This is a genomic window from Bradyrhizobium dasycarpum, assembly GCF_042019905.1.
GTDB classification, from domain to species: domain Bacteria; phylum Pseudomonadota; class Alphaproteobacteria; order Rhizobiales; family Xanthobacteraceae; genus Bradyrhizobium; species Bradyrhizobium japonicum_B.
In genome coordinates this window covers 5,770,736-5,784,892 of sequence record NZ_CP169574.1, presented here as the reverse complement: position 1 = coordinate 5,784,892, position 14,157 = coordinate 5,770,736, and the positions used below count along the sequence as shown (strand labels likewise).

The window sequence follows — 14,157 nt, the reverse complement described above, 5'->3', positions numbered from 1 at the left end:
CTGTTGACGAATCCCGGTCGCCTGGCGACCGGGGTTCGCCATCTCAGCCTGCGAGAGCTACCGGCGTCGCCGATGCCCCGTGCTCGTCGGCGAGAGCATTGCGCTCGGAGATCCACCGTTCGGCGCGCGATCGCCGCAGCGAGGGCGCAAAGAAGTAGCCCTGGGCGACATCGCAGCCGATCCGGCGGATGATCTCGAGCGCTTCGTAGCTCTCGACGCCCTCGGCCACGACCTTCATTTTGAACGCCTTCGCCAGCGCCACGGAGGCATCGACGATCTTCATCATGTCATCGTCGGATTCGCAGCCCTTGATGAAGGATTGGTCGATCTTCAGCTCGCTGAACGGCAGCCGCGCCAGGGCCGCGAGCGACGAATAGCCGGTGCCGAAATCGTCGATGGCCGTCCCGATCTTCTTGATCCGCAGCCGCACCAGGATGTCGTTGGCGCGATCGACGTCGGCCATGGCCGATGTCTCGGTGATCTCCACCGTCAGCGAGGTCGGCGAGATGTTCTCGCGGCGCAGGATCTCCTCGATCCGGTCAGGCAAGGCCAGATCGGACATCAGCGAGCCCGAAATGTTGACGGCAATGGTGAAGCCGGGATTGCGCTCGATCAGCTTACGGCCCTGCGACATCGCCGATGACAGGATGCAGTCGGTCACCTCGCGCATGAGGCCGGCCTCCTCGGCGATCGGAATGAAGACCATGGGCGAGACCATGCCGAATTCGGCGGTACGCCAGCGTGCGAGCGCCTCGGCGCCGACGACCCTTCCGGTCTCAAGCGAGATCTTCGGCTGAAACTCGACGAAGAATTCGCGGTCGGCGAGGCCGCGCATGATTCTCGCCGGCGTGATCGGGAGCTGCGGCGAGGTCGATGCCGCGGCCAGCGGCGCACGCCGCGGAGATTCGAGTGCGCTGCGCAAGCGGTTCAGATCGAGCGGCTTTGTCAGGCATCCGCCGACCGACAGCTTCAACCCGTTCGCGACCCGTCGCGTGGCCTTCATGATACGATCGTCGCAGCCGCTGATGATGACGATCGACATCTCGCGGAGGCCTCGCTCGGCGACGAAGTGCAACAGCTCCACCCCGTCCCGCTCTCCGAGCGACAGATCGAGCGCCATGATCTCGAAGGCCTCGCGGCCCAACAGCTCGGTTGCGGCCTCATAGGAGGACGCAACGACCGTCTCGTAGCCGAGTTTCGCCCCGATCTTGCCGATCAGGACCCGCTGCACCAGGTCGTCGTCGACCACCAGAAGACGGCCTCTCGTCGCACTCATCACCAGACTCTCCAGATGTCGGCGGCGTTGATGACCCAGCGCTTACAGCAGCGGTCTCGCCTGGTCATGAATACAACACGGCTAAAACTTTCCCGATCCGGAGGGATTCGTTAGGCATCTTCTTCGAGGCTCTAAGCCATTGATTTTGAACATGTTTATGTCGAGCGCGACGGCACGGTATCGTAATGCTCCGTGCCATCAAGCAAGTGCATGAACGCGTCGTAAAGCTCGCTATCGGAAGCCGGCAAACCCACGACAAGCTACGGGAATCTCCATCGGCGCTCGTCCGCCTAGCCGGCCCGCCGCTGCCGGCGAAACCACGTCCAGGTCTCGCGCGTCGTTCGGATGTAGCCGTGGCCGCGATGGACGATCTCGGCGTCGACGATTGCGTTCAGCTTCGGCAGCGCGTGAAACGGGATCGAGGGATAGGCGTGGTGCTCGACATGGTAGGGCATGTTCCATGCGAACCATTTGACGATCGCGGCGGTGTAGGTGGTGCGGGTGTTCTGGAACGCGCTGCGGGCGCGCTCGCAGCCGGTGTGCTCGGCATAGAGGTAGGGCCGCAGGAAGAACTGCCCGATGAGGAGCGGGACGATCCACACCCAAAGCAGCAGCGCCGAGGAGAACCACAGCGAGAGCGCCAACAGCAGGACATAGAGCGTGACATAGATCCGCGCCTCTCTGACGATGACGGCGCGCTTGCTCTCGGGGATCCACGGCACGGTGACGTTGCCGGTGACCGCGTGACCGAGCATCAGCCGGAGACGGCCGGCGACCTGGAGCAGGCCGCTATAGGCGATCGCGAGCTGCGTGTCGGATGTCGGTTTCACCCCGACGATCAGCTCGGGATCCTTGTCAGGATCCTGGGTGTAGCGGTGATGGTCCCAGTGAAAGAGGCAGTAATATTCGTAAGGCAATCCGATGATGAAGGCCGAGACGTGGCCCACGGCTAGATTGAGGCCGCGACCCCTGAACGCGGTCTTGTGCGCGGTCTCGTGCACCGCCATGAACAGGAAGGCGACGACATAACCCTGCACCGCCATCAACGGCAACGCCCAGAGCACGCCCCATCTCGACGAAACCACAGAGATCGCCGCGCCCACCAGCACGATCGCGCCATAATGGCCAGCGGTCTGCATGGCGCCCTTGAGATCGGAGCGGACCGACAGATCGCGCAGCATCGCCGGCGTCAGCGGCTTCAGGCGGTGGCCGGGTTCTGAAACGGTCGTGTCGGTCATGATCGAAATGCCTGTCCTACTTGCCGAGAAGCGCCGCGACCTCGGCCTTGAGGAAAGCCAGGTCGCGCGGATTGTTGACTGGGTTGCCGGCGCGATGGCCGTGCAGCGACGGAATCGGATGCAGCACGGCCGATTTCGCGTTCACCAGCCGGCGGAGCTCGTCCTCGTTGTCGCGGACGTCGAAATAGCGATCGGTCGCGCCCGGCATCAGCAGCATGTGAGCCTTGACGGCCGCCAGCGCGCGATCGAAATCGCCTGCGAACCTCGCGCAGCGGCTGATATCGCCGTTCTGCCAGATGCCGATCTGCGCCAGCAGATCATTGGCGTCGCGCCGGGCAAACGTCGCGTCCCAGGTGCGGACGAGATAATCCTCCAGCGAGGTGAAGCCAGCCTCGCGCCAGAGCTCGTCGCGATAGAAGCCGTGCGACATCGCCCAGCCGGCATAGACGCGCCCCATGGCGCGATAACCGGCGACCGGCTTCTCGGCGAAGCGGCCGTTGCGGAAGGCGGGATCGGCGGTGAGCGCGGCCTTCACGCTTTCCAGGAAGACGTAATTGTAGGGTGCGCAACGCGCACTGCCGCAGACCACGGCCGCGCGCGCGACCATGTCGGGATGCAGCGCCGCCCAGTGATAGGCCTGCATGCCGCCCATCGACCAGCCGTAGACGAGAGCCAGCTTCGAAATGCCAAGACGCTCGGTGAGAAGCCGGTGCTGGACCGCGATGGCATCGTGATAGCTCACCTCGGGAAATGGCGCGGGGGTATTCGACGGCGAGGATGACAGACCGTTGCCCAGGAGGTTCGGAATGACGATGAAGTAGCGCGTGGGGTCCAGCACACCGTCGGGCCCGATCAGCCATTCGGTGTCGATGTGCTGCGCGCTGAACGAGGTCGGATAGAGGATGACGTTGTCCCTGGCCGGGGTCAGCGTGCCATAGGTCTTGTAGGCGAGCTTCAGCGAGGGGACGACGGCTCCGGATTGCAGCGTGACGTCGCCGGCGTCGAAAATCTCGTAATCCTGCGGCCCCGTCATGCGTCCAACTCCCACTCACGCGGTCACAGCGCGCCGCGGCTTGCACGATGCATCGATCATGCCGGACCGCATGTGCGTCATTTCATTTATACTGTACTTATAGTACAGTTATTTAAGACAAGCAAGATAGATCCGGCTCAGGCGATGGCCGCCAAATAGCGCGCGACCGACGCCGCGAAGGCGGCCTTGGCCCCGCCGGCGATGTTGCGCCCCCACCACGCGCCATAGATGCGATCGAAGGCGAGCGGCTCGACGGCTGCCGCGATCCGCCGCACCGCGGCTGCATTGAGCGGCATGTAGTTGGGATAGGAGTACATGAAGCTGACGAAGCGGCGGTCCATCGTCACCTGCGCGATGTCGCCGGTGAGCAGCGCACCCCTGCCGTCCGCACTGCGCGCCGAGTGCAGCACGGTGGCGCCGGCGAAATGACCGCCGGTTCGCAGCAGCAGCACATCGTCGGAGATCCGATGGCTTTCGCCGGTCCAGTGCACGATGGAAGAATGCGGTCGCGTGACAAAAGCGCGATCGTCCGCGTGCAGATAGACCGGCACGCCGCCAAAGGTGTCGCTCCAGTCGGCGACCGCGCCGTAATAGTGCGGGTGCGAGATCGCGATTGCCTTCAGTCCGCCGAGCGCTGCGACGTATTGGATGGCTTCATCGGTTGCGAGCGGAATGCAATCCCACATGACGCAGCCGTCGCCTTGAGGCACCAGCAGCGCGCGCTGCCCGATGGCGAAGCTCGGTTCCAGGCCGATCCCGGTGAGGCCAAGATCGTCGCGGCCCACCACGCGATGCCCCCGCGCGAGCTCCTCGCGCGTGAGAAAGGTCTGCCCTTTCCAGTTCACGAACTGCCGCTCGTCCTCGCAGATCACGCAGGAGGCGGGCCGATTTCCGCCGCTCGGGAATTGCGCGCCGCAGGTTTCGCAGGTCCAGAGAGGCATGGCTCGAGCTCCGTAGGAAGATCTCAGGATGACATTGCGAACGCGCTTTCGGCAAGATCGATGAGCATCCGCAGCGACGGGAACCAACGCGGCGAGCACCCGTTACGTTCGGATCAACGCCAGATCGATTGGCCAATGGGATCACGACAGACGAACAGCATGCTTGAGTATCGATGACATCGCGGCCTCCCTCCCCGTCCCGTATCTGGCCTCTGTTCGCGCTCAACTTCTTCATGGCCGACATGCAGTCGGGCATCGGGCCGTTCGTCGGCGTCTTCCTCCAGGAGCGCGGCTGGGCGACCGGCCTGATCGGCACCGCAATGACGATCGGCAACGTCGCCGGCATGCTGGTCACGACGCCGATCGGTGGCTTCATCGATGCCAGCCGCAACAAGCGGATGTGGGTCGTAATTCCCGGCATCTGCGTGGTCTCGGCCTCTGCGATCATCCTGATCTCGCAGAATTTCTGGGCTGTGACGTTCTCGCAAGTGGCGCAATCGCTGGCGAGCGCCGCGATCGTGCCGGCCGTCACGGGCATCACGCTCGGCATCGCCAAGCAGAAGGGCTTCAACGCGCTCAACGGCCGCAACCAGGCCTACAACCACGCCGGCAACATGGTTGGCGCTGCGCTCTCGGGCTATCTCGGCTACAAGTACGGCTATTTTGCCGTGTTCGCGCTGGCCGCTCTTTTCGGCGCCATCGCGATCGCCTGCGTCCTGATGATTCCGGCCAAGGCGATCGACGACCGCGCCGCACGTGGCAGCAAGGAGGATGACCCAGACAGTGCCCCCGACGCGCTCTCGATGCTGCTCAAGCACCGCGCCCTGCTCGTACTCGCGCTGGCGCTGGCGCTCTTCCATCTCGGCAACGCCGCGATCGTCCCACTCTACGGACTGGCGGCGGTGGCCGAGGGACAGGCCAACGGCCCGAGCTTCGTCGCGACCACCGTAGTCATTGCGCAGGGCGTCATGGTCGTGACCTCGCTGATCGCGATGAAGGCGGCGAGCAAGCGCAATTACTGGCCGATCATCCTGATCTCCTTCATGTTCCTGCCCATCCGCGGCGTGCTGGCGTTCTTCGTCACGGGATGGTGGGGTGTGGTGCCGATGCAGGTGCTCGACGGCATCGGCACAGGACTGCAGACGGTCGCCGTTCCCGGCATGGTTGCGCGCGCACTCAACGGCACCGGTCGCATCAATCTCGGCCAGGGCGCCGTGATCACGGTGCAGGGCGTCGGCGCCAGCCTCAGTCCCGCGCTCGGCGGCTGGATCGCGCAATGGATCGGCTACGGGCCGACCTTCCTGCTGCTTGGCGGCTTTGGCCTCGCTTCAATGTTGCTGTGGTTCGCGCTCGGGGCAGCGGTGAAGAAGTACTGAGCTTCGCAGGAAGCGTCTCGCCTGTGGCCATCCTTCAGGTGCCAAAGCTCTTCTGCACCGCCTTGTCGAGCGTCTCGCCGCCGACGAAGCGCTGACGCAGCTCGCGCTTGAGCAGCTTGCCGCTCGGATTCTTCGGCAGGGCATCGACGAAGATGACGCGCTTGGGCACCTTGAAATGCGCCATCTGGCCGGCGCAATGCTTGACGACGGTCTCTTCGTCGAGCTTCTCGCCGCTCTTGACCACGACGATGGCCGTGACCGCCTCGATCCAGCGCGGATCGGGCAGGCCGACCACGGCGACCTCCGACACGGCGGGGATGCGATAGACCATCTCCTCGACCTCGCGGCTCGCGACGTTCTCGCCGCCGGACTTGATCATGTCCTTGACGCGGTCGACCACGGTGATGTGGCCCTCGTCATCGACGGTGGCGAGATCGCCGGAGTGAAACCAGCCGCCGGCGAACGCTGCCGCGGTCTTGACCGGATCGTTGTAATAGCCGGAGAGCAGGTGCGGCGAGCGGTGCACGATCTCGCCGACCTCACCCACCTCGACGTCCTCCATCGCGGTGTTGACGACGCGCGTCTCGACATTGAGCACGGGCTTGCCGGCGGAGCCGGCCTTGCGCAGCTGGTCCTCGGGCCGCAGCACGGTCGCGAGCGGCGCGATCTCGGTCTGGCCGTAGAAGTTCCAGAATTTGACGGCGGGCAGTCGACGCTGGAGCTCGAGCAGGACTTCCACCGGCATGATCGAGGCGCCGTAATAGCCCTTCTGCAGGGTCGACAGATCGGTCTTGTCGAAGTTCGGCGAGCGCAACATCGCGATCCAGATCGTCGGCGGCGCGAAGAACGACGTGATCTTGTGCGCCTGGATCAGCGCCAGGATGTTGTCGGCGGTCGGCTTGCCCGTGATGACGCCGGAGGCGCCGAGATAGACTTGCGGTCCCAGGAAGACGTCGAGCTGGGCGCAATGGTAGAGCGGCAGCGCATGCAGGAACTTGTCATCCACGCTCATGCCGCCGTCGATGATGCAGCTGACATATTGCCACATCACGGCTTCATGGGTCAGCATCGCGCCCTTGGGCAGGGATTCCGTGCCTGAGGTGTAGACGATCTGGGCGAGATCGCGGCTGTCGACCGACGCTTCCAGGAACGAGCCGTCGGCGTCGAGCAGATCGTCGAAGGTGGTGAGGCCCGCGGGCGCGGTCGCAGGATCCTCGCCCGGCAGCCAGATCATCTTCTCGACCGCGCAGTCCTTGGCGCTGGCTGCGCGCGCGGATTCGACGAAGTCGGGCCCGGCCGCGAGCAATTTTGCCCCGGAGCTCTTCAGGATGAAATTGATCTCGTCGGGATTGAGCATGAAGTTGACCGGCACCAGCACGGCGCCGATCCGCGCCACCGCAAAGCGCAGCGCGGCGAAGGCATGCGAATTGCGCGACAGCACCGCGATGCGGTCGCCCTTCCCGACGCCGAGACCGAGCAGGCCGCGGCCGAGCCGGTTGCAGATCGCGTCCATCTCGGCAAAGCTCCAGCTGACATCGCCGCAGCTCACGGCGAGCTTGTTTGGCTCGCGGCCTGCGGAGCGGCGCAGCAGGTCGCCGATGGAATGCTCGCGCGCTTTCGAGATGGTGGCTGCGGTGTCGCCGGTCATTTCCGTCCCCTGAATTGGCAATCTGCCGGATATCCACAGAGCATTGGCCACGCCGTTGCATTCGCCGGATTCCGATGTTTGCGCAAAACGTAGACGGCGCGATGAGCCGCGTCAATTCGGCTCGCATGCGCGGCGTCGTTACGCAAGAATTGCAATTACGCCGAGGCAATCTGAACCGGCGCACCAACTATAAAATCAGAGGAAATACCATGTGCCGGATTATTATGCGCGCCGCCTTCGCGGCCGGGCTCGCATCGTTCGCAATCAATCCATCCTTCGCCCAGCAGGCGCCGCTCAAGATCGGAGTGCTCTCCGACTTCTCCTCCGTCTATTCCGACATCGGCGGCATGGGGAATGTCGAGGCGACCAAGATGGCGATCGAGGATTTCGGCGGCCAGATGTTCGGCAAGCCGATCGACATGGTCTCGGCCGACGTGCTCAATAAGCCCGACGTCGCCTCCACCATCGCCCGCAAATGGTGGGAGACCGAGGGCGTCGACATGATCATCGACCTGCCGACCTCGGCGACCGCGCTCGCGGTGATGGAGCTGTCGAAGCAATACGAGAAGATCATGATCGTGACGGATGCGGCGAGCTCCGACATCACGGGAAAATCCTGCTCACCCTACACCGCGCACTGGACCTACGACACCTACGCCAACGCGCACACCGTCGGCAGTGCCATCGTCAGGAACGGCGGCGACACCTGGTTCTTCCTCACCGCCGACTACCTGTTCGGCCATTCGGTCGAGCGCGATACCGGCGATGTCGTGAAGGCCGCGGGCGGCAAGGTGCTGGGCAGCGTCAAGCATCCGCTCAATACGGCGGACTTCTCCTCGTTCCTGCTCCAGGCCCAGGCGTCCAAGGCCAAGATCATCGGCCTCGCCAATGGCGGCGGCGACACCATCAATGCGATCAAGCAGGCCGGCGAGTTCGGCATCGTCGCCAGCGGCCAGAACCTGGCCGCGATCGTGATGTTCATCTCCGACGTGCACAGCCTGGGCCTGAAGCTGGCGCAAGGCCTGATCGTCACCGAAGCCTATTACTGGGATCTCAACGACCAGACCCGCGCCTTCGGCAAGCGCTTCCTCGAACGCGTCAAGCGCATGCCGACGATGAACCAGGCGGCGACCTACAGCGCGACGCTGCATTACCTCAAGGCCGTGCAGGCCGCCGGCACCAGGGACACCAAGACGGTGATGGCCAAGATGCGCGAGCTGCCGGTGAAGGATGCCTTCACCGACAATGGCGTGCTGCGCGAGGACGGCCGCATGGTGCATAGCATGTACCTGTTCCAGGTGAAAAAGCCGGAGGAATCGAAGGGGCCGTGGGATTATTACAAGCTGCTCGCCGAGGTTCCTGCCGACCAGGCGTTCCGCCCACTCAAGGATGGCGGCTGCCCGCTGGTGAAGTGAGGCTGCGAGGATCGAGCCGATCGTAATCCGTCAATAATCCGCTCGTCCGCCTGACCCATTTGGACGGACGATCAGCAACGACGCCGCGCAGCCCAAAATAGAGGCAAGGATGCCTCGCGCCGCGGTCTGATCTGCATCAAGTTGCGACGCAAAATTCGCTGCATGTTGAGGCCGCCCCTTCCGCGCAATCAGCGGCCGGGCGCACGTCTCTCAACAATGGGCGCCACCTCACGGCGTTTTGAACAGATGAACTTGACTTCGGGTCGCGTCATCGCCGCGATCGCCGTCCTCGTTGCAGGTGGCGGCTACTATTATTGGCAGCACCGCGATACCAACACGCTGCCGGCAGGCTTTGCCCGCGGTAATGGCCGCATCGAAGCGGTCGAGATCGACATCGCGACCAAGACACCGGGCCGGATCCGCGACATCCTGGTTGGCGAGGGCGACTTCGTCCGCGCGGGCCAGGTGCTGGCGCGCATGGACACCGAGCAATTGCAGGCGCAGCGCCGCCAGGCCGAGGCGCAGCTGCAGCGCGCCGCGATCAATGTCGAGACCGCGAAGAGCCTGGTGAACCAGCGCGAGGCCGAACGCAGGGCTGCGGAGGCCGTGGTCGACCAGCGCGTCGCGCAGCTCGACACCACGAGCCGCAAGCTCGAACGTTCCGAACAATTGATCAAGACGAGTGCGGTGGCGCAGCAGGTCCTGGACGACGACCGCTCCGCCAACGCCACGGCCAAGGCGGCGCTCGCCGCGTCCCACGCTCAGGTCGCGGCATCCGAGGCCGCGATCAGCTCCGCCCGCGCCATGGTGATCGACGCCGGCGCCGCCGTCGACGCGGCAAAGGCCGCGATCGAAAGCATCAATGCCGACCTCAATGACAGCGTGCTGAAGGCGCCGCGCGACGGCCGCGTGCAATATCGCGTGTCGCAGCCCGGCGAGGTGCTCGCCGCCGGCGGCCGCGTCCTCAACATGGTCGATCTCGGCGACGTCTACATGACGTTCTTCCTGCCGACGGCCGCTGCCGGCCGGGTCGCGATCGGTGCCGAGGTGCGTCTGGTGCTCGACGCCATCCCGCAATACGTGATCCCCGCCAAAGCCACTTTCGTCGCCGACGTCGCGCAGTTCACGCCGAAGACCGTCGAGACCGAGGAGGAACGCCAGAAGCTGATGTTCCGCATCAAGGCGCATATCGCGCCCGAGCTGCTGCGCCAGCACATCGAGCAGGTGAAGACCGGCCTGCCGGGCATGGCCTATGTGCAGCTCGATCCGGCCGCGCAATGGCCAGGCAATCTCAACGTCAAGCTGACGAGATGAGCACCAGGGCCGCAGCCGAGCTGTCTGCCGCGCCCGGCAGCGTGGTGCAGCTCGATAACGTGGGCTTGAGCTACGGCAAGACCCGCGCACTGGAAGCGATCACGCTCGACCTTCCATCCGGCTGCATGGTCGGACTGATCGGCCCCGATGGCGTCGGCAAATCCAGCCTGCTCTCGCTGGTCGCCGGAGCCCGCGCCATCCAGCAGGGGCATGTCCACGTGCTCGGCGGCGACATGGCGAGCGCGCGCCACCGCCGCAACGTATGTCCCGACATCGCCTACATGCCGCAGGGGCTCGGCAAGAATTTGTATCCGACGCTGTCGGTGTTCGAGAACATCGACTTTTTTGGCCGCCTGTTCGGGCACGACAAGGCCGAGCGCAACAGACGGATCGCCGGTCTGCTGCGCGACACCGGCCTCGCGCCCTTCGCCGACCGGCCGGCGGCCAAGCTGTCCGGCGGCATGAAGCAGAAGGTTGGCCTGTGCTGCGCCCTGATCCACGATCCCGAGCTGTTGATCCTGGACGAGCCGACCACCGGCGTCGATCCGCTGTCGCGCCGCCAGTTCTGGGAATTGATCGCCTCGATCCGCGCGGGCCGGCCCGGCATGAGCGTGATCGTCTCGACCGCCTATATGGAAGAGGCGGCTCAGTTCGATTTTCTGATCGCGATGAATGCCGGCCGCGTGCTGGCGACCGGAACGCCGGCCGCGCTCAAGCAGCAGACCGGCGCCGACACGCTCGATGAGGCCTTCATCCGTCTCTTGCCCGAAGCCGATCGCGGCAATCATACCGATGTCGTCATCCCGCCGCGCGGCGAGGACCATAACGAGATCGCGATCGAGGCCGACCACCTGACCCGGCGCTTCAACGATTTCGTTGCCGTCGACGATGTCAGCTTCCGCATCACGAAGGGCGAGATCTTCGGCTTTCTCGGCTCCAACGGCTGCGGCAAGACCACGACCATGAAGATGCTGACCGGCCTCCTGCCCGTGAGCGAAGGCACCGCCCGGCTGTTCGGCAAGACCATCGATGCCCGCGACATGTCGGTGCGGCGGCGCATCGGCTACATGTCGCAGGGATTCTCGCTCTATTCCGAGCTCACGGTCGCGCAGAATCTCGACCTGCATGCACGGCTGTTCCAGCTGCCGGCAGATACCATCGCCCCGCGCATCGACGAGATGATCGCCCGGTTCGATCTCGCCGAGGTCGCCAATTCTCTGCCCGATGCGTTGCCGCTCGGGCTGCGGCAGCGCCTGTCGCTGGCGGTCGCCATGATCCATGCGCCCGACATCCTCATCCTCGACGAGCCGACCTCGGGCGTCGATCCGGTCGCCCGCGACCGCTTCTGGCAGATCCTCGCCGAACTCTCCCGCAAGGACAACGTCACCATCTTCGTCTCCACCCATTTCATGAACGAGGCGGAGCGTTGCGACCGGATCTCGCTGATGCATGCCGGCAAGGTGCTGACGTCGGACACGCCCGCGGCGATCATGGCGGCGCACGGCACCACGACGCTGGAGCAGGCCTTCATCGCCTGCCTGGAACAGGCAATCGCGGACGCGACCGAGCCGGCCGGCCAGCCAGCGGCCGCCCTGCCAGCACCCGCACCGGCCACCGCCGCGCCGCCCGCCCGGCGCAAAGCCGCATTTAATCTAACGCGCATGCTTGCCTATTCGCGGCGCGAGATGCTCGAAGCTGCGGCGCGACCCGATCCGGGCCACGCTCGCGATTCTCGGCAGCGTGCTGCTGCTGTTCGTGCTCGGCTATGGCATCAGCATGGACGTCGAGAATCTGACCTTTGCCGTGCTCGATCGCGACGACAGCGCGATCAGCCGCGACTACAGCCTTCAGATCTCGGGCTCGCGCTATTTCACCGAGAAGCCCCCGATCACCGACTACGCGGATTTGGACCGCCGTATGCGTGCCGGCGAGATCGGCCTCGCCATCGAACTGCCGCCGGGCTTCGGCCGCGAGGTCAGCCGCGGCCGCCATGTCGAGATCGGCGCCTGGGTCGACGGCGCCAATCCGACGCGGGCCGAGACGCTGCGCTCCTACGCCCAGGCGATCCACGCCACCTGGCTCGCGCAGAAGGGACGCGAACTCTATGGCGAGGCGGCGATCGCCGGCGCCTACCAGCTCCAGCTGCGCTACCGCTACAATCCTGACGTCATCAGCGTCGTCGCCATGGCGCCGGGGATCATTCCGCTGCTGCTGGTCCTGATTCCGGCGGTGCTCGCTGCGCTCGCCGTTGTGCGCGAGAAGGAGCTCGGCTCGATCGTCAATTTCTACGTCACCCCGGTGACGCGGCTGGAATTCCTGCTCGGCACGCAACTGCCCTATGTCGTGCTCGCCTTCGCCAATTTCCTCCTCCTGGTCGGCTTCGCGCTCACCGTCTTCGGCGTTCCCTTCACCGGAAGCTTTGCGACCTATGCCCTTGCCGCCCTGTTGTATGTCACGGCGACGACCAGCATGGGACTGGTGATCTCGGCCTTCATGAAAAGCCAGATCGCCGCGCTGTTCGGCACCGTCCTGATCACGTTGATCCCGGCCATCCAATATTCCGGCCTGATCGATCCGGTCTCCTCGCTCCAGGGCCTGGGGGCTGCAATCGGGCAGCTCTATCCCACCACCTATTTCGTTACGATCTCGCGCGGCACCTTCTCCAAGGGCCTCGGCTTCGACACGCTCCACAACGACCTGCTGGCGCTCGCCGTCATGGTACCCGTTCTGATGACCGCCGGCGCAATGCTGCTGAAGAAACAGGCCCGATGATCATGCGTCTCGACCACGTATTTCAGCTCGGGGTCAAGGAACTGCGCGGCCTGGTGCGCGACCCCATGCTGCTCGTGCTCATCGTCTATTCCTTCACGCTCGCAATTTATGCCGGGGCAAAGGCGCTGCCGGAGACCCTGAACCGCGCCGCGATCGCCATCGTCGACGAGGACCGTTCGCCAGTCTCGAACCGCATCGACCTGGCATTCACGGCGCCGTACTTCTCCGAGCCGCGCCTGATCTCGCAGTATGAAATGGATCGGCGGATGGACGCGGGGCTCGACACGTTTGCGCTGAACATTCCGCCGGAATTCCAGCGCGACCTGCTGGCACGGAAGTCGCCGGCCATTCAGCTGAACATCGACGCAACGCGGATTTCGCAGGCGTTCAACGGCGGCGGCTATGTCGAGCAGATCGTCAGCGCGGAAATCGCGGAGTTCCTGGCACGGACGCGCAATGCGCAGAGCGCGCCGATCGAGCTGACCCTGCGGGCCCGCTTCAATCCCGAGCTGAAGAAATCCTGGTTCGGCGCCGTCGACGAACTCATCACCTCGATCACCATGCTCTCGATCATCCTGACCGGCGCGGCGCTGATCCGCGAGCGCGAGCACGGCACGATCGAGCATTTGCTGGTGATGCCGGTCACGCCGCTGGAGATCATGGTCAGCAAGGTGTGGTCGATGGGGCTGGCGGTGCTCGTGGCCTCCGCGCTGTCGATCGTCTTCGTGATCAAGGGCTGGCTGGCGATCACGATCGACGGCTCGGTCGCACTCTTTCTGCTCGGGGCGGCGCTGCAGCTGTTTGCAACCACCAGCATGGGCATCTTCCTCGCCACCGTCGCCGGATCGATGCCGCAGTTCGGATTGCTGCTGATGATGACCCTTCTGCCGCTGCAGACTCTCTCCGGCAGCATGACGCCACGGGAGAGCATGCCGCAATTCGTCCAGGACATCATGCTGGCGGCGCCCAACACGCATTTCGTGATGCTGGCCCAGGCCATCCTGTTCCGCGGCGCGGGCCTGGAATCGGTATGGCCGCAGCTCGCAGCGCTCGCCGTGATCGGCGGCGTCTTCTTCGCGATCGCGCTGCGCCGGTTCCGCGCGTTTCTGGCGTGAGACACGGGGCCGCGCTGTAAAAAAGCGCG

Annotated in this window: 9 protein-coding genes and 1 pseudogene; 5 read left to right on the top strand and 5 right to left on the bottom strand. The window is 64.7% G+C overall.

Annotated elements, in window-relative coordinates:
* Window positions 1–43: 43 nt before the first annotated feature.
* The 4 genes from ACETMP_RS27575 to ACETMP_RS27560 form a co-directional block, all read right to left on the bottom strand.
* Complete coding sequence (locus ACETMP_RS27575) at window positions 44–1,276, bottom strand: EAL domain-containing protein (protein WP_375158614.1); 1,233 nt, start codon at window positions 1,274–1,276, stop codon at window positions 44–46.
* A gap of 290 nt (window positions 1,277–1,566) precedes the next feature.
* On the bottom strand, window positions 1,567–2,514 hold the full coding sequence (locus tag ACETMP_RS27570) for a fatty acid desaturase (RefSeq protein ID WP_375158613.1): 948 nt from the start codon (window positions 2,512–2,514) through the stop codon (window positions 1,567–1,569).
* A gap of 16 nt (window positions 2,515–2,530) precedes the next feature.
* Entirely contained in the window at window positions 2,531–3,547 is a 1,017-nt protein-coding gene (locus ACETMP_RS27565) for an alpha/beta fold hydrolase (RefSeq protein WP_375158612.1), read from the bottom strand.
* 137 nt (window positions 3,548–3,684) lie between these two features.
* Window positions 3,685–4,488 (bottom strand): MBL fold metallo-hydrolase, encoded by an 804-nt coding sequence (locus ACETMP_RS27560; RefSeq protein ID WP_375158611.1) that lies wholly within the window; start codon window positions 4,486–4,488, stop codon window positions 3,685–3,687.
* A 173-nt stretch (window positions 4,489–4,661) separates the two neighbouring features.
* Between ACETMP_RS27560 and ACETMP_RS27555 the strand changes: the two genes are divergently transcribed.
* Window positions 4,662–5,864, top strand: coding sequence for an MFS transporter (locus tag ACETMP_RS27555; protein WP_375158610.1), 1,203 nt, complete (start codon window positions 4,662–4,664; stop codon window positions 5,862–5,864).
* Window positions 5,865–5,898: 34 nt separating this feature from the next.
* Here ACETMP_RS27555 and ACETMP_RS27550 read toward each other — a convergent pair whose 3' ends face one another.
* Complete coding sequence (locus ACETMP_RS27550; protein ID WP_375158609.1) at window positions 5,899–7,512, bottom strand: acyl-CoA synthetase; 1,614 nt, start codon at window positions 7,510–7,512, stop codon at window positions 5,899–5,901.
* A 209-nt stretch (window positions 7,513–7,721) separates the two neighbouring features.
* On the opposite strand from ACETMP_RS27550, the gene ACETMP_RS27545 reads away from it, so the two are divergent.
* From ACETMP_RS27545 to ACETMP_RS27530, 4 genes and pseudogenes are all read left to right on the top strand, one after another.
* The gene (locus tag ACETMP_RS27545) at window positions 7,722–8,927 is read left to right on the top strand and encodes an ABC transporter substrate-binding protein (protein ID WP_375158608.1); all 1,206 of its coding nucleotides are present in this window, start codon (window positions 7,722–7,724) and stop codon (window positions 8,925–8,927) included.
* Between the two features lie 246 nt (window positions 8,928–9,173).
* Window positions 9,174–10,241: an HlyD family secretion protein gene (locus ACETMP_RS27540; RefSeq protein ID WP_375158607.1), complete on the top strand. Its 1,068-nt coding sequence runs from the start codon at window positions 9,174–9,176 to the stop codon at window positions 10,239–10,241.
* Window positions 10,238–13,013, top strand: a pseudogene (gene rbbA, locus ACETMP_RS27535) (ribosome-associated ATPase/putative transporter RbbA). Before ACETMP_RS27540 ends, rbbA begins: the two are co-directional and overlap by 4 nt.
* Window positions 13,014–13,015: 2 nt before the next feature.
* Complete coding sequence (locus tag ACETMP_RS27530) at window positions 13,016–14,128, top strand: ABC transporter permease (RefSeq protein WP_375162005.1); 1,113 nt, start codon at window positions 13,016–13,018, stop codon at window positions 14,126–14,128.
* Window positions 14,129–14,157 lie beyond the last annotated feature (29 nt).